The following is an 18,593-nucleotide window of genomic DNA, read 5'->3' on the forward strand; positions in this document are numbered from 1 at the left end:
TACAGATTCTCACCCCGCCGCCAACCCCTTCCCCGCCCGCTCCAGATTACGCCACAGCCAAACAGGCAGGACATCCGGATCAAGGCTGTCGATCAGATTCTTCAACCCCAGCCCCAGCTCGGTATCACCCTCGATCACCAACCGCCGACGAAAAAACAGCGTGTCCGGATCTTCCTGACGGCTGGCCAGCAGCAAAAACTCCCGCCAGTTGCCGCTGATCGTCACCTGCGCCTCAGCGCGCTCGGCGATCTGCAAGCCGTTACGCCCCAGGGTCAGGTACCAGGACAGACCCAGGTCGGGAATCCGCAGGCACAACCAGCGCCCACGCAACAGCTCGAACCCGCCATCACGCAACGGCTCGGCGAGGCAACGATTGAGCGCCTGCTGCAATGCCAGCCGCTGCACGGCAAAAGGCACCCGGCGTACCAGCGGCAACAAGCGGTCGGCACCTTTGAGCAACCATTTTTTTCGGTTCAACACAGGCCGACCTCCTCGACGCGCAACATCCCGGCCTGGCCATGCCAATAACCATTACAGCCTTCGACAAACAGCGGCGGCGTCTCGCCCAGGCGCACCCGTTGAAACGCCGCGACCACCTCGGCCATGCCCTGGGCACGCGGGCTCAGGCGCAAAATATCGGCACCGCAGGCCACCAGCCCGGAATAATCCGCCAGCAAGTTGGTCACCTCGGCGGACATCGTCTGGATGCCGTTGAGGGTGAACAGCGGCTGACCTTCCTGACTGGTCAGGGCCATGCCGTCGGGGTAGTTGATGCAGCAAAACTGGCAGTCGTCCTTTGGCCGGTTTTCCGCCCGGGCGGTGAAGCAGCGCGCGGAATAGGCCAGGGGCAAATGCCCATAGGCGAAAATCTCGACTTCCGGCACCGTACGACCCAGTTCGCGCACCTGCTCGATCACATCGCCAATCAGCGCCGCCGAGCACTCCACCGGCGGGACCCAGCGAGTCATTCCACTGTCCACCAGTTGGCTCAGCGAATGACCGTTGTACAGATTCAATGCCGGACCACCGACAAAAGGCAGTTTGCGCTCGGCCATCAGCTGCACCGCGCCCATGTCGTTGGCCTCCACCAGTAACTGGCCGTTGTCGCACAGGCGGCGCAGGCTGGAGAGTTCGGACGCCGCTTCGATCAATGTCAGGCTGGAAATCACCAGTTGCGCCTGGCTGCACTGTTGCAGCTCGCGCCCCAGACCCAGCCACTGGTCCAGGGAAAATGCCCGGCGCTTCGAGCACACGGTTTCCCCCAGGTAAATCACATCCAGGGGCAAGGCCGACATCTCGGCGTAAAAATTGCTAAGTTGCTGTTTGTCCCAATAAAACAGGACCGGTCCCAGGCTGAGCTTCATGTCCCGTCCCTCATTGCCATGATCGATGATAAGCACCCAGAGTGGTCTGGCTGCCTTCGGACAAACCGGCCAACACCCGACGCCATTCATCCTTGACCCGAAAGTTGCCGGGCGAGCCGCGATGGGCATCCAGGGCGGCGCGCCAGACGCGGGTGACTTGCTCCACATAGGCCGGGCTGCGCTGGCGGCCTTCGATTTTCACCGCTGCGACGCCAATCGCCGTCAGTTCCGGCAGCAGGTCCAGGGTATCGAGGCTGGTGGGCTCCTCCAGCGCGTGGAAGCGCTTGCCATCAACCAGGAAACGGCCCTTGCACAGGGTCGGATACCCGGCCGGTTCGTCCGGGGTGTAGCGGTCGATCAGCACCTCACTGAGGCGCGCAGTCAAGCCTTGGGAATCCTCGCTCCAGCGCACCGCCTTGGCCGGCGAACAGACGCCACAGAGGTTCGGCGATTCGCCGGTAATGTAGGAAGAAAGATGGCAGCGCCCTTCGGCCATGATGCACAAGCTGCCGAAACCGAACACTTCAATTGGCACCGGGCTGCTGGCGGCGACGTGGCGCACCTGGGCCAACGACAGCACTCGCGGCAGCACAGCGCGGCGAATACCGTAGCGCTGCGCATAGAAACCCAACGCCGCGGCATGGGTCGCCGAGCCCTGGACAGACAAGTGCAACGCCAGTTGCGGGTAACGCTGGCTGGCATAGTTGAGCACCCCGGGGTCGGCGGCGATCAGTGCATCCACGCCGAAATCGGCGGCGCGATCCACCGCCCGCTGCCAGCGCGCCCAGCCCTTGGGCTGAGGGTAGGTGTTGACCGCGACATAGAGCTTGCGTTGATGTTGACGAATGAACGCGACCGCGGCGTCGAACTGTTTGTCGTCCATATTCAGCCCGGCGAAATGCCGGGCATTGGTGTCATCACGAAAACCGACGTAGACGGCATCGGCGCCTTGGCGTACTGCCGCCTTGAGCGCAGGCAGGTTCCCTGCCGGGCAGACCAGTTGCATGGGTAATCCTCATCAAAGAGCTCGTCTCGACCATCGGCTGACAGCTGTCGCGCGCGATTGAAAAAATCCGCTGCCAGTCTAGCGAGGCCCACCGCCACGGCCTTGACGGCAATCAATTGCACTCAATGCAGCAACTCGGCAAAGGACAGGAACCGAACGTTGTCGTGCTTGAGCACTTGCTGCTCGCACTCGATCACGGCAAGCCCGTCAGCCCAGCAGGCGGCGCTCAACATCGCCGAGCTTTGCTGCGGGTGCAGCTCCACGCTCAATCGCCCGTCGGCGCCCGGGCTTAGCCTGGCCCGCAGGTACTGCCGACGCTTGTTGCGCAGCAACCAGTCGAACCCGGCCGGTATGGCCAATGGCAGCGGCAGCACTTCCTCCACACCCTGGGCCCGCAGCAGGAACGGACGCACCACCACCAAGGCGGTCACCAGCGCCGCCGACGGATTGCCCGGCATGCCGATCCAGGGTTTGCCAGCCACCTTGCCAAAGGCCAGGGGTTTGCCTGGCTGGATCGCCAGCCGCCAGAAATCCACGCTACCGAGTTCCTCGATCGCCTGTTTGAGATGGTCTTCCTCGCCCACCGAGACCCCGCCCGAGGTCAGCAGCACGTCGCATTCGGAAGAGGCCAGGCTCAAGGCATCGCGGCTGGCCGCCAACTCATCGGCCATGACCCCGTAGTCATGCACCTCGACTCCCCAGCCGCGCAACAACGCCGCCAGGCAGTAACGATTGCTGTTGTAAATCTGCCCCGGCGCCAATGGCTCGCCCGGCTCGCGCAACTCATCGCCACTGCTGAGCAGGCACACCCGCAGCGCTCGATAGACCTCGACCTGCGCCACCCCTGCTCCGGCCAGCAGCCCCAGCTCCTGGGCGCGCAAGCGCTTGCCGGCCTTGAGCAGCAGCTGCCCGCGACGGACTTCTTCGCCCTCCTTGCGCACATGCTCGCCAACGCTTGTCGGCGGGAACCAGACGCGTTCGCCTTCGACCCGGCAACGCTCCTGCGGGACCACGGTATCGGCACCCGGCGGCAGCGGCGCACCGGTAAAGATTCGCACCGCCTGCCCGGCCAACAAGGCTGCAGCTTTGCCATCCCCCGCGGCAATCCGCCCGACCACCCACAGATAACCTCCCACCCGAGGTAGATCAGCCGCCTTGAATGCGTAGCCGTCCATCGCGCTGTTGTCCCATGCCGGCAGGTTCACCGGGGAGTGAATGTCCGCTGCCAGCACTCGCCCCAGGCATTGATCCAGGAGGATTTTTTCTACGGGGGGCGGTGGTGGTGCCTGGTCCAGCAGGCGGGTAATGGCTTCGTCCACCGGCATCAGCTTGCCGCTGTCGCACACCAGGCCGCTCATGAGCGTGCCTCACAGGCGTCGATAGTCTGCTGCGCCTGCGGCTTCAAATGCGGGGCGAAATTGCACGGGCCAGTGCGGCTGTCCAGTTGTTCCAGGAGGATCTTGTTCCAGGCGGTTCGGCATGCGCCTGGTGAGCCAGGCACACAGCACACCAGCACGCCGTTGCTCATCCCGGCCAGTGCCCGGGACTGCAGACTGGACATGCCGATCTCCGCCAGGGAGACCTGACGGAACAGTTCGCCGAAACCTTCCACATGCTTGTCCAGCAACGGCAGGACTGCTTGCGGGGTATTGTCGCGAGCAGTGAATCCAGTGCCGCCGGTCATCAGTACCACCTGTACCTGAGGGTCGGCGATCCAGCGGGAGAGTTTTGCGCGGATCTGATAAATATCGTCCTTGACCAGATCACGATCGATCAGCACATGCCCTGCGGTTTGCAGCAAGTCTGTCAGGGTCTGTCCCGAAGTGTCGGTATCGAAAGTTCGCGTATCGCTGATGGTCAGCACGGCGATGTTCAGGGGTTGAAAAGTGCGTTGCGCAAGATGGGCCATATCCAAGCCTTCCTGTTGATAAGGGTATGGCCCAGCGTGAACCGGAATGTGGATGGAGCCTATTCCTCCGAGGAGGTACCTCCTCCGGTGCAAGAGATTGATGTGTAGGAGCGAGCCCACAAGGTGTTTATCCCTCAAGGCGCCAATCGATTACGCTTCCACACCCCCTTGCACAAGCGGTAATCAAAACGATCATGCAAGCGATCCGCACGCCCCTGCCAGAACTCCAGGCGTTCTGGACGCAGGCAGTAGCCACCCCAGTCCTCGGGTCGCGGCAGGGTCTGGCCGACGAAGCGCTGTCCGGTTGCTTCCAGCAAGGATTCCAGCGCGGCGCGACTGGCCACCGGACGGCTTTGCGGCGAAGCCCAGGCGCCGAGGCGACTGGCCAGGGGTCGAGAGTCGAAGTACGCATCCGAGAGCTGCGTGTCGAGCCGGGACACCTGGCCCTCGATACGCACCTGACGCTCCAGGGCAGGCCAGAAAAAGGTCATGGCCACATGGGGATTGCCCGCCATGTCCAGCCCTTTGTCACTCTGGTAATTACCGAAAAAAGTGAAGCCTTCATCACCCAGGCCCTTGAGCAGGAGGATCCGGCAATGCGGGTGCCCTTGGCTGTCGACTGTCGCCAGCGCCATGCTGTTGGCCTCGACCGGTGCGCTCTCGGTGTCGCGGGCCTCTTGCAGCCACTGGCGGAACAAGGCCAGTGGATCGTCCAGCGTCAGATCGTCCTGCAGACCATCCAGGGTGTAATTGCGGCGCATATCAGCCAGGGAAAGGGGCATGGCGGTGTCTCCGGTAGGTTACACCTCAGTGTGCGAGCCACTGCGCGACGTAACCTTGACCAATATCAACACTATGCAACGACGGACCTGCTCTGCGTCACTTGAGCCGCAAGCGTCGGGCCAGTTTGTGCAGGTTGCTCGGATCGACTTCCAATAACCGCGCGGCGCTGGCCCAGTTTTCCCCGGACAGGCTCAAGGCGTGGAGGATTTTCTTCCGTTGGTAATCGTCGATGGCTTCGCCCAAGGGCTGGAACGGCAGGTCGGAGGCCTCGTCCATGGGCAGTTCAGTGACCAGACGCGGCGCACCGATCGCGCTATCGAGATCCAGTAGCTCGACCTCCAGGGTCATGATCTGGGTGCGAGTGGTACCACGGCTGAGCTGCTTCAACGCAGCTCGGCTGATCACATGTTCCAGTTCCCGCACATTGCCCGGCCAGGCATACCCCAGCAACGCCCGTTCGGCCGCCGGCGACAGGCGTAAACCGCGCAGGCCGAGTCGCGCCCGATTGAGTTCAAGGAAGTACCCGGCCAGCATCAACACATCATTGCCGCGCTCGCGCAGGGGTGGAATCGGCACCGGATACACCGAGAGCCGATGATACAGATCGGCGCGAAACAGGCCGTCGCGGATGCTGTCCGGCAGATGGCGGTTGGTCGCGGCGATGATTCGCACATCGACATGCAGCGGCTTGTCGGCACCCAGGCGCTGGATCTCACCGTTCTGCAATGTGCGCAGCAATTTGGCCTGCACCGCCAGCGGCAGCTCGCCGACCTCATCGAGAAACAGCGTGCCGCCGTTGGCCGCATCGAAACGTCCGGCGCGATCGCTGGTGGCTCCGGAAAATGCGCCTTTGACGTGCCCGAACAACTCGCTTTCCGCCAGCGATTCCGGCAAGGCGGCGCAATTGACGTGCACCAGGGGCTTGTGACGCCGTCGTGAAAGTCGGTGCAAGCGCCGGGCGAACAATTCTTTGCCGACCCCGGTCTCACCCAGCAGCAATACCGGCAGTTCGGAGTCGGCCAATACCTCCAGCTCATTGAGTAGCTGGTGCAGCACCTCGCTCTGACCGAGAATCTCGCCTTCTTCCGCCGGCATTCGCACGTCCTGGGTATCGCTGCGGGACAAGCGCAGGCTGCGGTTCTCCTGCTCGAGCCGAGTCACCCGCACGGCGGCCTCGATCTGCAAGGTACAACGCTTGAGCTCTTCGCGCGCATGGCTGTCGAAGGTCCCGGCATGCAGCGCGTCAAGGGTGATCGCGCCCCAGATCCGCCCTTCCACGTACAGGCTCACGCCCATGCAGTCATGCACCGGCAGCGGTTCGCCAACATGACCGTCGAGCAGGCCGTCATAAGGATCCGGCAGGCGACTGTCGGGTTCGAACCAGGTCGGCTCGCGCGAGGCCATGATCGCCGCCAGTCGCGGGTGCTGGGCGATGACAAAGCGCCGTCCCAGCGCTTCGTGAACCAGCCCCACCGTCGCCACCGGCCGCAGGCTGTCGTCATCCAGGCGCAGCAATCCCACCGCGCCACTGTTGAAGTATTCGCGCAGGGTCTGGACCAGACGTTGCAATCGCACCGCATTGGGCAGCTCGACGATCAAGTCGGCGGCCAGGCTTTCACGCAGCATGGTAGTAATTACCCTCTATGGTTCCATTCACCCTATGCCGTCAGGGTGCTGATCACCACAACAATAAATTAATCGAATATTTTCAATAGCTTAAATATGGCATGCGGGATGCAATAGAACCGGGGAACCTGTGAAATATAAAAGGAACCCTGATGAGCCTGAACCTTCTGGAACAAAGTCTCGGCCAACTGGCCTGCGACATCCCCGGCGCCACCCGGACTTTTCACGCCTTCAATCTGGACTTCTGTTGCGGCGGGCAGAAAAGCTTGCGCGAAGCCGCCCTTGGCAAAGGCCTCGATCCGCTGCTGATTGCCGATGCCCTGCACGCCCTGCAAGACGCCGGTGAAACCCAGCACGACTGGCGCAACGAACCCGAGGAGTTGTTGATTGCCCACCTCCTGGCGCGCTACCACACCCGTCACCGCGAACAGCTGCCGGAACTGATCCGCCTGGCCCGCCGCGTCGAGCAGGTGCATGGTGCGCGCGATGGCTGCCCCAACGGCCTGGCCGATCACCTGCAGGACATGCAGCAGGAACTCGAAGGGCACATGCTCAAGGAAGAACAGGTGCTCTTCCCGATGCTGCAACACGGGATGGGCCCGCAGGCCGCGCCCCCGATCCGGGTGTTGCGTTTTGAACATGATCAACACGGTGAAGCCCTGGAGAAAATGCTCGCCCTGACCAACAACATCACCCCGCCGGCCAATGCCTGCAACACCTGGCGTGCGCTTTACCGGGGGTTGCTGGAGTTTCGCGATGACCTGATGCAGCACATCCATCTGGAAAATAACGTACTGTTCGTCAAGGCCATCAGCCCTCGGGATTGATCGCTTGGCGGTCACTCAAAACCCGCGCCAGCCAACCGGTTGACGCGGGTTTTTTATGGCGCTGGACGAACCGGGTGTCAGCCGTGCCAATAGAACATGGCCTTGGCCAGGATCACGATCACCAGCATGTGCCCAAGGATGCTGCGGCGAATCCAGGTGGCGCGGGTCGGGGTCAGCTGTGCGCGTGTGAGCAGGTACGCCAGCAACAGGTAATGGCCGATGATGCTCAAGGCCAGCACGATCTTCAGGCTCAACAGCGTGCCGAAACTGCTCGCCAGCGGCTGACTCAAGGCTGCACGGTGCTGCCATGCCAGGCCGATTCCGGCGCCGTACAACAGCAATACCACGCCATGCAGCACCTTGCGCGAGCGCACCGCTATCGCCTGATCCGCCGGCAGTTGCGCAGCCTGCGCCAGCTGCTGACGGGCGGAGTGCCAGATGAACACTTCGAAAAACAGTGTGCCGATAAAGGCGATCGCGGCCAGTAAGTGGGTGACCAGCAAAATGGGGTAGATCACCGGTAGCCTCCGTCAAATTGACTGCTCATCCTGGATGGCCGTCAACCCGGCCGCGCAACAACATCGGTCCGTAGCGCCAGACATACAGCGCGAACGCCAACGCCCAGCCCACCGCCGCCAGCCACAACCCAAGCATCGGCAAGAACATGACCAGCAGCACCCGGCTCAGACACGCCAGGTTCAGCAGGGTAAATGCCAGGGTCATCCCCGACGGCGGCTCCAGCGGACGGCCGGTATGGCCCAGGCTGACCCGGGCGATCATCGCCAGAATCAAGCCACCCATGGCCCCGATCGTCAGGCTATGCACCGCCAGACTGGGGTTCAGCGGCACACCGAAATGCCACAGCGCCATGCCCAGGCAGGCCACGGCCAACCAGCCATAGGCCAGGTGCAACGACCACAGCAGCGGCACTCGCCAGAGCGCCCGATCGTGCCAGCGAACCAGGCGCACCAGATGCCCCGCCGCCAATACGGCGAACAACAGGCCGACCACTACGTTGGGGGAAAGCGCGGGGCCTGCGGCATACAACAGTGCCACCAGCGCCGAGCCCACCAACAGCAGGCTATCCAGCCAGGGCCAGGGCGCTACGCTATCGACCCGGCCGAGGCCGCGCTGGGTGAAAAACGGTATGACCCGCCCGCCGATCAAGCCCATCATCGCCGCCGCCAGCCAGATGCCGGTCAAGACGCTTTGACGCTGCCAGGCTTCATTGCCTGGAAGCAGGCCATACACCGACAAGCCGTCAGCTACGGCCAGCAGCAGCAACACCGCCACAATCGGATAGTTACGTTTCTGCCGCACCTTCCACAGGGTGAAGCCCATGAGCCCTGCCACCGCCAGTGGAAACGCCAATTCCAGAACCGCCAGCAATGGCCACGGCGCATTCGCCAACCAGGCCAGTCGCGCACCCAGCCACAGCAACGCCAGCAACGCCAGCGGCTTGCCGCTGATGCCGGGGCGGCCGCTCCAGGTCTGTACGGCGGTCAAAAGGAAGCCGGCGATAATTGCCAGCGCAAAGCCGAACAACAGCTCATGCCGATGCCAGGCCAGCCATCCGCCTGCCGGCTGCCAGCCAGTGATCGCGCCACTGAAGGCCGCCACCCAGAGGGGTACAGCCAGCAAAGCCAACAGGCAGCCCGCCAGGAAAAACGGCCGAAAGGCCAGACGTAACAGCGGCATAATCGCCATCGCGGTACGGCGGTCAAGTACTTGCATAACACCACTCCTTTACCTTGCTGCCGGAGGGTAAATCCCGGTCCGATCATCGGGTATTACCGATGAGTTTCAGTTGTCACAGATCAAGCTCGCAAAGGGCCATTGGGCAAACTGGCCAGTCTGTAGTCGAACATTAGTGTGCAAGGGGCGTGCCCTGGTGCCGATTAGGGCGGAATGCATATCCCCTGTGGTGAGGGGGCTTGCCCCCGTTCGGCTGCGAAGCAGTCGTAAAACTGGCTGATACCGTTCTACCTCGATACCGCGGATACAGGTTTTAGGACCGCTTCGCGCTCCAACGGGGGCAAGCCCCCTCGCCACAAAGGGGTGACCCAGCAGGGTATAAATAACCATTTGATGGTTATTTATACCCTAATACCTATGGTCTTTTTCACCACGATCTCCTGCAACCTCCCGCAAATACAGCCCTCCACGCATGGCCCGAGTCTTGCTCAATCATGAGCACCCTTATCACCCGTTTCGATCCCTCGATTACCGGAGTCGTCATGAAAAAAGTCATCCAGCCTCTGGCATGGTTTGTAGTGCTGAGCTCGATAGTAGCCCTGGCCAGCGGCGTCTCTCTAGGACTAGTCTGACTAATCCCCTCCCCAGCCATCAGGATGAATTTTTATGGTGCTTCATCGCGTCCATCACCAGATTCTGCGCAGTCATCATTTGTTCGAGCCGTTGAATGAAGAACAGCTCGATGAGTTGATGAGTACCAGCCACTTGCTGAGCATCGACAAGGGCGAACCGCTGTTCCGCCAGGGCGAGCCGGCCGACTCGTTTTATTTCGTGATCGCCGGCGCAGTGAAGATCTACCGGCTGACGCCCGACGGCCAGGAAAAGGTCTTTGAAGTCATCGGCGATCGGCAAACCTTCGCCGAGGCGATGATGCTGATGGACACCCCCAACTATGTGGCCTCCGCCGAAGCGATCTGTCCGACTCAGCTCTACCGGATATCCAACAACACCTACATGCGTCTGCTGCAGAGCAATAGTCGGCTGACTTTCGCGCTGCTCGGCAAGCTCTGTGTGCGCCTGCACCAGCGGGTCAACGAGATCGAAACCCTGTCGCTGAAAAACGCTACCCACCGGGTCGTGCGTTATCTGCTGACGCAGCTGGTGCGCCAGCAAACCGTTGACAGCCAGTTCGAACTGCCGATGGCCAAGCAACTGATTGCCGGCCATCTGTCAATTCAGCCGGAGACCTTCTCGCGGATCATCCGCCGCCTGATCGATGAAAAAATCATCACTCAGGACGGCCGTCAGATCGCCATTCTTGATCGTCTGCGCCTGGAACAGTTCGAGTGAGTGTCATGCCCATCTGTCTGTATTGCCAACACGCCAACCCTTCACAGGAAGTCGAATGCCGCCAGTGCGGCATGCCCCTCCCGGCCTTGGCCGAACACGCCGAAAAACGTCGGTTGCGCCGATTCCAATGGTTCTGCGTCGGCCTGACGATCTTCTGCATCGCGATGTTCTTCTGGCTGCCGCGCAGCATCTCCTGAGCGGCGCCACACTTCTCAACCCGAATAGATGCCCCCTCCTCCGTCAACTGGCACGGCTTGATCCCCGTAGCAGCTGCCGAGCTTGCGAGGCTGCGTTCGGCCAGCGGCCGTAAATCCTGAGTCCTCGGTTTTTCTAAGACACCGCGGTGGTTGATTTTACGACTGCTGCGCAGCCGAACGCAGCCTCGCAAAGCTCGGCAGCTGCTACGGGGACGCGGGCTATGGCAGTTGTCACGGCAGCGACGGTCAAGGCTGGGTCAGCTGGCGGTACAACTGCGGCAAGCGCAGGGGTAATTGATCCGGCTGGCGGATCAGGGTGTAGCCATTGGCACCGAACATATACGGCAGGTAATCCCCGGCCTCGCGATCAATGGTGATACAGAACGGCGTCAGCCCCTGGCGACGTGCCTCCAGTACCGCTTCGCGGGTGTCTTCCACACCGTAGCGTCCCTCATACAGATCCAGATCGTTGGGCTTGCCGTCAGTCAGCAGCAGCAACAACTTGCGCCGCCGTTTGCAACCGCTCAGTAACTGCGTGGCTTGGCGAATGGCCGCGCCCATGCGCGTGTAATAACCCGGCTTGAGTCCCTGAATACGCCCTCGGGTCGTGTCGTCATAGCGCTGGCCGAAGGACTTCAATTCCTGCATGCGCACCTGGTGGCGGCGCAGCGAGGAGAAGCCATACAGGGCGAAATCATCGCCCAGCATCGACAGCGTTTCGCCGAACAGCAGCAGGCTGTCGCTGATCACATCGATCACTCGATGCTCATCATCGATATGGGCGTCGGTCGACATCGACAGGTCCGCCAGCAACAGGCACGCCAGGTCACGATGGGTCTGGCGCTGCTCCATGAACAGACCGCGTTCGGCGCACTGGCCGTGCTGACGTTCAACGTGGAAATCCAGCCAGGCTTGCATGTCCAGCTCTGACCCCTGGGGCTGCTGACGCAACCATTGTCGATCATTGCGCAGGTGCTCGAACTGACGCCGTAAACGGTGCGCTGAAGCCTTCAGCCTGGGTGGCAGCGGCTTCGGCTCGCTGTCGCGCGGCACCATCATTTGCAGATTGACAAAGGCCTCCTGCATGGTCTGTTTGCGATAGTCCCACTCCGGCAACTTGATGCCCTCGCCCAGGGGAATATCGTCGACATCGGCTGGCGGCAAATCCAGGTGCAGCTTCAGGCCGCCGCCCTTGCGCAGGCGAGTGCGCGACAGGGTCAATTCGTCCAGGTCGTCGGCGACTCGCGCGGCGTCCGGGTCTTCGCTGTCATCCGTCCAGCGATCCAGATCGACGTGTTCGGTCCAGCTGAAGAGGTTCTCCAGCCGCACTATCAGCAGGCCACCTTTACTGGTGCTTTCATCGATTCGCTTGGCGCGCTTGCGGCCGCCTTTCTGTTCGCCGGGGGGCGTGGCCAAATGATCTTCCGAGTCTTGCGACTCTTCGAGATCCCCGGCCTGGGGGCTGGCGAGGTGAAGTGGCGGATACAACCACAGCGGCAGCGGCCAGGCCGCCCGTTCGCTGCGCGGAAAATGTTCGACACTGCCGGGATCGCGCAGTGCCTGGCGCAACGCCCGCTCCAGCGCCGCTTCACCAGCACTCAACGAGGCCGGATCCGGTCGTAATTGCAGATGGGCATCGACCAGTCGCTCGTAGCGCGAACGCAACGCCGGATAACGTTGCAAGAGCATTTGCGTCCAGCGCTGATTGTCCCGGCCCCAGTGGCGCATCTGTCCGGCCTGGGCCGCCAGCAACGCCAGCCAGCGATACAGCTCTTGATTCAGCGTGGGATCCGGGTAGACCGCGAGGCTCGATGGCAGGCGAAGGTTATTCTCGTCACACCAGGCCAACGGCACTTGTTTGCAGGTACCGGCGATCTGCTGCAGCATGTTGCGGCGCAGTAACAGATCGCGGTCGCTGGCGGCTTCCACGCCGACGCCACTGGCACCGCCCATGGCACGAAACAACAACGCCAGTGGCCGTTGCTGGTTGATCAATTCGACCCGGGCCTCTGGAAAGTCCGGGCTGGCGCGGCGGGTGATAAAGCGATGCCAGACACTGCCGACCCACTCTTCCAGTTCGACGGTAAAGGCCATGGTTTTTTTCCTCTGAAAACCAATGTAAAACGGCCCGCTGTACCAGCCGGGCCGTCCTCCTCCAGGGTGTTTCCTGACTTACGAGCGAACGGCGGCTGCGTTCATATCAGCGGTCGTCACAGGCACACGACGCTTGAAGCTGAACAGGTAGCAGATCAGCCCTGCGAAGAAACCGAGACCGGCGCCCAGACGGGCCCAGAACAGCACTTGCAGATGGTCGACAGTGGCCATGAACGGCAACGCGACCCCATCGACCGGCCAGCGTTGCAGGTAGATCTGCACGACACCGGCGGCGGTAAGCAACAGCGTGATCATCACCATCGACAGGGTCATCAACCAGAAGCCCCAGATCTCCAGTTGCTGCGAACGCTCGTCCGCTGCCTCGCCGAGCCCGCGCAGTTTCGGCATGGCGTAGCTGATCAAGGTCATCACGATCATCGCGTAAGCACCGTAGAAGGCCAGGTGACCGTGAGCCGCTGTCAACTGCGAACCATGGGTGTAGTAGTTGACCGGTGCCAGTGTGTGCAGGAAACCCCAGACGCCAGCGCCGAAGAAGGCGGTGACCGTAGTGCCCTTGGCCCACAGCGTGGCCGCGCGGTTCGGGTGGTCGCGGCGCCGATTCTTGACCATGCTGAAGGCGAATATCACCATGGCCAGGAAGGGTAGCGGCTCCAGTGCCGAGAAGATCGAACCGACCCACAACCAGACCTCAGGCGCACCGATCCAGAAGAAGTGGTGACCGGTACCGATGATCCCCGTTATCAGCGCCATGGCGATGATCACGTAGAGCCATTTTTCCACGACCTCCCGGTCCACACCGGTGATCTTGATCAGGACGAAGGCCAGCATCGAACCCATGATCAGTTCCCACACGCCTTCTACCCAAAGATGCACCACCCACCACCAGTAGAACTTGTCGCGGGCGAGGTTGCCGGGGTTGTAGAAGGAGAACAGGAAGAACACCGCGAGCCCGATCAACCCGGTCATCATGACCATGCTGACCGTGGTCTTGCGACCTTTGAGCAGCGTCATGCCGATGTTGTAGAGGAAGCCGAGGCAGACCACCACAATGCCCATCTTGGAAATGGTCGGCTGCTCCAGGAACTCCCGACCCATGGTCGGCAGCAGCTCGTTGTGGGTCAGCTTCGCCAGGCCCGCATAAGGCACCAGCAGATAACCGAGGATCGTCAGCACACCGGCTGCGGCGAATACCCAGAACAGGATGATCGCCAGCTTCGGACTGTGCAGTTCGCGGTCGGCCTCCTCCGGAATCAGGTAGTAGGCAGCGCCCATGAAGCCGAACAATATCCAGACGATCAGCAGGTTGGTGTGCACCATCCGCGCCACGTTGAAGGGAATGATCGGGAACAGGAAGTCCCCGACCACATATTGCAGGCCCATGATCAAACCGAACAGTATCTGACCGAGAAACAGCACCAGGGCAAACACGAAGTAAGGTTTGGCGACGGCTTGCGAGGCGAATTTCAGATGCGGATTAGCAATGCTCATCACTCAGCCCTCCTTGTTTGGCGGCCAGCCATTGGTATTGATGTTCGACGTCCATTTGAGGAACTCAGCGATGTCATTCACCTCCTGTTCGCTCAGATTGAACTGCGGCATCGCGCGCCGGCCTGGTATGCCCAGTGGCTGCATTTTCATCCAGGCATGCAGGAAAGGTTTGAAACCCTCCTCCCCACCGCGCCGTTTGAACACGTTGCCCAGCTCAGGCGCGAAGTAAGCGCCCTCGCCCAGCAGCGTGTGGCAGCCGATACAGTTGTTGTGCTCCCAGACCGTCTTGCCGCGAATCACTGATTCGGTCAATAACGCCTCATTGCTGCGTTCCGGAAAGGTCTTCTCGGTGTGATAGGTCAAGGCCAGGAATATCAGGAAGAAGAACACGCTTCCTCCGAAGTAGATATTCCTGGCCATGCCTTTAGTGAAGGTCTCTGACATGGTCGCTTCCTCATTGCTTGGCCTGTCCATTCTAGGAAGCGAAGGGTCGAAACCCGCTTGATGGCGATCAAGAAACTCCGATGGTTTTGGTCGGGTATAAATTTCGGGGGTGTGGGGGCAGCGAAGATTTCTAATGTGAAATTGAAAAGATCGCAGCCTGCGGCAGCTCCTACGCCGACCGGGTACACCCGTAAATAATCAGGTGTACGCAATCCCTGTAGGAGCTGCCGCAGGCTGCGATCTTTTGGGAGCGCTCAATACTTAATTGACTGCCACCAACGTCACCCCCACCACCACCGCCAAAGCCACCGCCCAGCTCAACATCAAGCTGCGCCACAAACGCGGGGCGTGGCGCATCTCCATGAAGCCATCGGCGATCAGCCAGGCCTTGCCGACGGCCACCAGCAAAATGGTCATGGACAGCAGCATGGTGCCCCCGGCATTCCCCAGCAGCACGGTGCAGACGCTTAACGCGGCCAGCGCCGCCCAGCAGGCGAGCAGAACCCTGGAAACGGACATGAGCAACCTCGTTAATTCAGAACGTAGACCAGCGGAAACAGCACCACCCAGATCAGATCGACCATGTGCCAATAGAGCACGCCGGATTCCAGTCCGCTGCGGTTGTCGGCGCTGTACAGGCGACGCCGGCAGCGCAGCGCCAGCCAGCCGAGAATGAACATCCCGAGCAGGACGTGGAGGAAATGAAACCCGGTGAGGATCCAGTACAGGGTGAAAAAGGTGTTGTGCTCCATGTCCAGGCCGCTGGCAACCAGATGCACGTACTCAGTGAGCTTCAACACCACGTAGACACTGGCGGCCAGCAAGGCCGCCAGCAGGTACCAGGCGCCGTGACGGGCCCGCGACTGCCTGACCTGTTCCTGGGCCAGCGCGGCGAATAGCCCGGCCGTCAGCAGACTCAAGGTCATCTCCAGCCCGGTGGAGCTGTCGAGCAGCTGCCGGCTCTCGCTGAACATCTGCGGGTACAGCGCCTGGGTCACCGCGAAGGCGAGGATCAGGATCGCGAACACCGAGAGCTCGGCGAGGATAAAAAACCACATCGCCAGATCGCCCGGCAAATGACCGGGCGAGGCGACCCTGATTTCAGCTGAAGTGGACATCGACCACATCCATCAGCGCCGCAACGGTCAGCGGATCATCAGTCAAGGGTTCGGCCAGACAAGCCATGCAGGCCTCACGCGGGTTCATCCCGGAGCGGATCATTCGTGCAGTGAAAATCAGCAAGCGAGTCGATGCGACCTCTTCCAGATCATGTTGATCGAGCCGGCGCAGGGCTTGTCCGAGCCTGACCACTTGAGCCGCCAGCGCGAGGTCCACCTGGGCCTCCCTGGCGACAATGCGCTCTTCATCGGCCACCGGCGGATAGCCGAAACGCATGGCCACGAAACGCTGGCGAGTACTCGGTTTCAGGCCCTTGAGCAGGTTCTGGTAACCGGGGTTATAGGACACCACCAACATGAACGACGGCGGTGCCTGCAACACTTCACCGGTGCGCTCCAGGTACAGCTCGCGACGGTCATCGGCCAGCGGATGCAGGACCACCGCGGTGTCCTGGCGTGCTTCGACCACTTCGTCGAGGTAACAGATGCCGCCTTCGCGCACCGCGCGGGTCAACGGTCCGTCCTGCCACCAGGTGCCCTGGGCACCGATCAGATGCCGGCCGATCAGGTCGGCGGCGCTCAGGTCGTCGTGGCAGGCCACGGTATACAGCGGCAGTTTCAGCCGATGAGCCATGTGCTGGACGAAACGGGTCTTGCCGCAGCCGGTAGGCCCTTTGATCAGCACCGGCATGCCGTGGCGCCAGGCTTGTTCGAACAGCGCCTCTTCATTGTTCAGCGGTTGGTAGAAGGGTTCGCGGGAATGATTACTGTCCATTGGGATACCTGGTTCAACAGCGGGCTTGCAGACCACGCTACGGGTGCCTGCGACAACCTGGCAAGGGGGATGGCCGGCAAACTTGATCGCCGTCAAGCGGTATTGGCCGGCTCGGGCATAGCCTTGCACCGCACTAAGAACCTGCGCTCTGTACTGCCGTTTCAGTACATCTCAAAGGTCTTGCCTGAGGAGAAATGGAATGCTGATCAGCAATAGAAAAACGTTTGCTCTGACCATCGCCACCCTGTGTTCGGCACTGGCCCTGGCGGTGAGTCATGCTGCCAGAGCCGAGGATCCTGCCGCTGCTGCAGCCACCCCAGCCATGGTCAAAACCGCGGGAGCGCCCGACATGGGCCAGGCCGAATTCGACTCATCCAAGGAAATCTATTTCCAGCGTTGCGCCGGCTGTCACGGCGTACTGCGCAAGGGCGCCACTGGCAAGGCACTGACCCCGGACATCACCCAAGGCCGCGGCCAGCCTTATCTGGAAGCCTTGATCACTTATGGCTCGGCGGCCGGTATGCCGAACTGGGGCACCTCCAATGTTCTGACCAAGGATCAGATCACCTCGATGGCCAAGTTCGTTCAGCACACGCCGCCAACGCCGCCGGAATGGGGCATGGCCGAGACGCTGAAAACCTGGAAAGTAGTGATCAAACCCGAGGACCGGCCGAAGAAACAGCTGAGCAAACTCAATCTGCAAAACCTGTTTTCGGTGACCCTGCGCGATGACGGCAAGATTGCCCTGATCGATGGCGACAGCAAGAAGATCGTGAAACTCATCGACACCGGTTACGCGGTGCACATCTCCCGGATCTCTGCCTCCGGCCGCTACCTGCTGGTCATCGGTCGAGACGCCAAGATCGATATGATCGACCTGTGGCCGCTGGAGCCGACCAAGGTCGCGGAAGTCAAGGTGGGCATCGAAGCCCGCTCGGTGGAAACCTCCAAGTTCAAAGGCTACGAAGACAAGTACACCATCGCCGGCTCCTACTGGCCGCCGCAATTCACCATCATGGACGGCGAAACCCTCGAGCCCAAACAGATTGTCTCGACTCGCGGCATGACCGTCGACAAGCAGGATTACCACCCCGAACCCCGGGTCGCGGCGATTATCGCCTCCCATGAATGGCCGGAGTTCATCGTCAACGTCAAGGAAACCGGCAAGGTCATGCTGGTCAACTACCAGGACATCAAAAACCTTACCGTCACCTACATCGATGCCGCGCCGTTCCTGCATGACGGCGGTTGGGACAGCACCCACCGTTACTTCATGACCGCCGCCAACAACTCCAACAAAGTCGCAGTGATCGACTCCAAGGAGCGCAAATTGACTGCGTTGGTCGAGGTCGGCAAAACCCCTCACCCGGGCCGTGGCGCCAACTTCACTCACCCTAAATACGGTCCGGTCTGGGCCACCAGCCACCTGGGCGACGCCGGCATTTCACTGATCGGCACCGACCCGGTGAAACATGCGCAATACGCCTGGAAACAGGTTGACTCGCTCAAGGGCCAGGGCGGCGGTTCACTGTTTATCAAAACCCATCCCAAGTCCCGTCACCTGTATGTCGACACCACCCTCAACCCCGACGCCAAGCTCAGCCAGTCGGTAGCGGTGTTCGACATCGACAAGCTCGACGCCGGCTACACCGTGCTGCCGATCGCCGAATACGCGGGGATCAAGAAAGGCGCCATGCGCGTCGTGCAGCCGGAATACAACAAAGCGGGCGATGAAGTCTGGTTCTCCGTCTGGAGCGGCCAGGAAGAAGAGTCGGCACTGGTAGTGATCGACGACAAGACCCTCAAGCTCAAATCCGTCATAAAGGACAAACGGCTGATTACCCCGACAGGGAAGTTCAACGTTTACAACACGCAACACGACATCTATTGAGCGCC

Annotated in this window: 19 protein-coding genes; 4 read left to right on the forward strand and 15 right to left on the reverse strand. The window is 61.2% G+C overall.

Annotated elements, in window-relative coordinates; all coding sequences use genetic code 11:
* Positions 1-9: 9 nt before the first annotated feature.
* The 7 genes from ubiT to norR all read right to left on the reverse strand — a co-directional run bounded on the left by ubiT (position 10) and on the right by norR (position 6,688).
* Positions 10-480, reverse strand: coding sequence for a ubiquinone anaerobic biosynthesis accessory factor UbiT (ubiT, locus tag F8N85_RS15940; RefSeq protein ID WP_150804519.1), 471 nt, complete (start codon positions 478-480; stop codon positions 10-12).
* On the reverse strand, positions 474-1,364 hold the full coding sequence (locus F8N85_RS15945) for a U32 family peptidase (RefSeq protein WP_150804520.1): 891 nt from the start codon (positions 1,362-1,364) through the stop codon (positions 474-476). Before F8N85_RS15945 ends, ubiT begins: the two co-directional genes overlap by 7 nt.
* A gap of 10 nt (positions 1,365-1,374) precedes the next feature.
* Entirely contained in the window at positions 1,375-2,370 is a 996-nt protein-coding gene (ubiU, locus tag F8N85_RS15950) for a ubiquinone anaerobic biosynthesis protein UbiU (RefSeq protein WP_150804521.1), read from the reverse strand.
* Positions 2,371-2,492: 122 nt separating this feature from the next.
* Positions 2,493-3,728, reverse strand: a complete 1,236-nt coding sequence (glp, locus tag F8N85_RS15955; protein WP_150804522.1) for a gephyrin-like molybdotransferase Glp — start codon at positions 3,726-3,728, stop codon at positions 2,493-2,495.
* Positions 3,725-4,279 carry a molybdenum cofactor biosynthesis protein B gene (moaB, locus tag F8N85_RS15960; protein WP_150804523.1) on the reverse strand — a complete coding sequence of 185 codons (555 nt, stop codon included), beginning with the start codon at positions 4,277-4,279 and terminating at the stop codon, positions 3,725-3,727. Before moaB ends, glp begins: the two co-directional genes overlap by 4 nt.
* A 134-nt stretch (positions 4,280-4,413) precedes the next feature.
* Complete coding sequence (pdxH, locus tag F8N85_RS15965) at positions 4,414-5,061, reverse strand: pyridoxamine 5'-phosphate oxidase (RefSeq protein ID WP_150804524.1); 648 nt, start codon at positions 5,059-5,061, stop codon at positions 4,414-4,416.
* 97 nt (positions 5,062-5,158) lie between these two features.
* Positions 5,159-6,688, reverse strand: a complete 1,530-nt coding sequence (norR, locus tag F8N85_RS15970; RefSeq protein WP_150804525.1) for a nitric oxide reductase transcriptional regulator NorR — start codon at positions 6,686-6,688, stop codon at positions 5,159-5,161.
* Between the two features lie 152 nt (positions 6,689-6,840).
* Between norR and ytfE the strand changes: the two genes are divergently transcribed.
* On the forward strand, positions 6,841-7,515 hold the full coding sequence (gene ytfE / locus F8N85_RS15975; RefSeq protein WP_150804526.1) for an iron-sulfur cluster repair protein YtfE: 675 nt from the start codon (positions 6,841-6,843) through the stop codon (positions 7,513-7,515).
* Positions 7,516-7,592: 77 nt separating this feature from the next.
* Here the strand turns inward: ytfE and F8N85_RS15980 are convergent, their stop codons facing one another.
* Entirely contained in the window at positions 7,593-8,030 is a 438-nt protein-coding gene (locus F8N85_RS15980; RefSeq protein ID WP_191636192.1) for a hypothetical protein, read from the reverse strand.
* Positions 8,031-8,058: 28 nt separating this feature from the next.
* Positions 8,059-9,249 (reverse strand): NnrS family protein, encoded by a 1,191-nt coding sequence (locus F8N85_RS15985; RefSeq protein WP_150804528.1) that lies wholly within the window; start codon positions 9,247-9,249, stop codon positions 8,059-8,061.
* Between the two features lie 627 nt (positions 9,250-9,876).
* Here F8N85_RS15985 and F8N85_RS15990 point away from each other — a divergent pair.
* Complete coding sequence (locus tag F8N85_RS15990; RefSeq protein WP_150804529.1) at positions 9,877-10,560, forward strand: Crp/Fnr family transcriptional regulator; 684 nt, start codon at positions 9,877-9,879, stop codon at positions 10,558-10,560.
* A 5-nt stretch (positions 10,561-10,565) separates the two neighbouring features.
* Positions 10,566-10,757, forward strand: coding sequence for a protein DnrP (locus F8N85_RS15995; protein WP_150804596.1), 192 nt, complete (start codon positions 10,566-10,568; stop codon positions 10,755-10,757).
* 246 nt (positions 10,758-11,003) lie between these two features.
* On the opposite strand, the gene F8N85_RS16000 is transcribed toward F8N85_RS15995, so the two are convergent.
* The 6 genes from F8N85_RS16000 to F8N85_RS16025 all read right to left on the reverse strand — a co-directional run bounded on the left by F8N85_RS16000 (position 11,004) and on the right by F8N85_RS16025 (position 16,697).
* Positions 11,004-12,851, reverse strand: a complete 1,848-nt coding sequence (locus F8N85_RS16000) for a nitric oxide reductase activation protein NorD (RefSeq protein WP_150804530.1) — start codon at positions 12,849-12,851, stop codon at positions 11,004-11,006.
* A gap of 78 nt (positions 12,852-12,929) precedes the next feature.
* Positions 12,930-14,360 (reverse strand): cbb3-type cytochrome c oxidase subunit I, encoded by a 1,431-nt coding sequence (locus tag F8N85_RS16005; RefSeq protein ID WP_150804531.1) that lies wholly within the window; start codon positions 14,358-14,360, stop codon positions 12,930-12,932.
* A 3-nt stretch (positions 14,361-14,363) separates the two neighbouring features.
* Positions 14,364-14,804 (reverse strand): c-type cytochrome, encoded by a 441-nt coding sequence (locus tag F8N85_RS16010; protein ID WP_150804532.1) that lies wholly within the window; start codon positions 14,802-14,804, stop codon positions 14,364-14,366.
* Positions 14,805-15,065: 261 nt separating this feature from the next.
* Complete coding sequence (locus F8N85_RS16015) at positions 15,066-15,323, reverse strand: cytochrome C oxidase subunit IV family protein (RefSeq protein ID WP_150804533.1); 258 nt, start codon at positions 15,321-15,323, stop codon at positions 15,066-15,068.
* Positions 15,324-15,334: 11 nt separating this feature from the next.
* Complete coding sequence (locus tag F8N85_RS16020) at positions 15,335-15,922, reverse strand: cytochrome c oxidase subunit 3 family protein (protein ID WP_150804534.1); 588 nt, start codon at positions 15,920-15,922, stop codon at positions 15,335-15,337.
* Positions 15,906-16,697, reverse strand: coding sequence for a CbbQ/NirQ/NorQ/GpvN family protein (locus tag F8N85_RS16025; protein WP_150804535.1), 792 nt, complete (start codon positions 16,695-16,697; stop codon positions 15,906-15,908). The genes F8N85_RS16020 and F8N85_RS16025 overlap by 17 nt, the downstream gene beginning before the upstream one ends.
* A 322-nt stretch (positions 16,698-17,019) precedes the next feature.
* Between F8N85_RS16025 and nirS the strand changes: the two genes are divergently transcribed.
* Positions 17,020-18,588: a nitrite reductase gene (gene nirS, locus F8N85_RS16030; RefSeq protein WP_224795699.1), complete on the forward strand. Its 1,569-nt coding sequence runs from the start codon at positions 17,020-17,022 to the stop codon at positions 18,586-18,588.
* Positions 18,589-18,593 lie beyond the last annotated feature (5 nt).

The organism is Pseudomonas fluorescens (genome assembly GCF_902497875.1).
Classification (GTDB): domain Bacteria; phylum Pseudomonadota; class Gammaproteobacteria; order Pseudomonadales; family Pseudomonadaceae; genus Aquipseudomonas; species Aquipseudomonas fluorescens_BR.

Coding starts and splice junctions, on each gene's coding strand:
- F8N85_RS15945 (WP_150804520.1), bottom strand. CDS start 1,364: ATGAAGCTCAGCCTGGGACCGGTCCTGTTTTATTGGGACAAACAGCAA.
- ubiU (WP_150804521.1), bottom strand. CDS start 2,370: ATGCAACTGGTCTGCCCGGCAGGGAACCTGCCTGCGCTCAAGGCGGCA.
- glp (WP_150804522.1), bottom strand. CDS start 3,728: ATGAGCGGCCTGGTGTGCGACAGCGGCAAGCTGATGCCGGTGGACGAA.
- moaB (WP_150804523.1), bottom strand. CDS start 4,279: ATGGCCCATCTTGCGCAACGCACTTTTCAACCCCTGAACATCGCCGTG.
- pdxH (WP_150804524.1), bottom strand. CDS start 5,061: ATGCCCCTTTCCCTGGCTGATATGCGCCGCAATTACACCCTGGATGGT.
- norR (WP_150804525.1), bottom strand. CDS start 6,688: ATGCTGCGTGAAAGCCTGGCCGCCGACTTGATCGTCGAGCTGCCCAAT.
- ytfE (WP_150804526.1), top strand. CDS start 6,841: ATGAGCCTGAACCTTCTGGAACAAAGTCTCGGCCAACTGGCCTGCGAC.
- F8N85_RS15985 (WP_150804528.1), bottom strand. CDS start 9,249: ATGCAAGTACTTGACCGCCGTACCGCGATGGCGATTATGCCGCTGTTA.
- F8N85_RS15990 (WP_150804529.1), top strand. CDS start 9,877: ATGGTGCTTCATCGCGTCCATCACCAGATTCTGCGCAGTCATCATTTG.
- F8N85_RS15995 (WP_150804596.1), top strand. CDS start 10,566: ATGCCCATCTGTCTGTATTGCCAACACGCCAACCCTTCACAGGAAGTC.
- F8N85_RS16000 (WP_150804530.1), bottom strand. CDS start 12,851: ATGGCCTTTACCGTCGAACTGGAAGAGTGGGTCGGCAGTGTCTGGCAT.
- F8N85_RS16005 (WP_150804531.1), bottom strand. CDS start 14,360: ATGAGCATTGCTAATCCGCATCTGAAATTCGCCTCGCAAGCCGTCGCC.
- F8N85_RS16010 (WP_150804532.1), bottom strand. CDS start 14,804: ATGTCAGAGACCTTCACTAAAGGCATGGCCAGGAATATCTACTTCGGA.
- F8N85_RS16015 (WP_150804533.1), bottom strand. CDS start 15,323: ATGTCCGTTTCCAGGGTTCTGCTCGCCTGCTGGGCGGCGCTGGCCGCG.
- F8N85_RS16020 (WP_150804534.1), bottom strand. CDS start 15,922: ATGTCCACTTCAGCTGAAATCAGGGTCGCCTCGCCCGGTCATTTGCCG.
- F8N85_RS16025 (WP_150804535.1), bottom strand. CDS start 16,697: ATGGACAGTAATCATTCCCGCGAACCCTTCTACCAACCGCTGAACAAT.
- nirS (WP_224795699.1), top strand. CDS start 17,020: ATGGTCAAAACCGCGGGAGCGCCCGACATGGGCCAGGCCGAATTCGAC.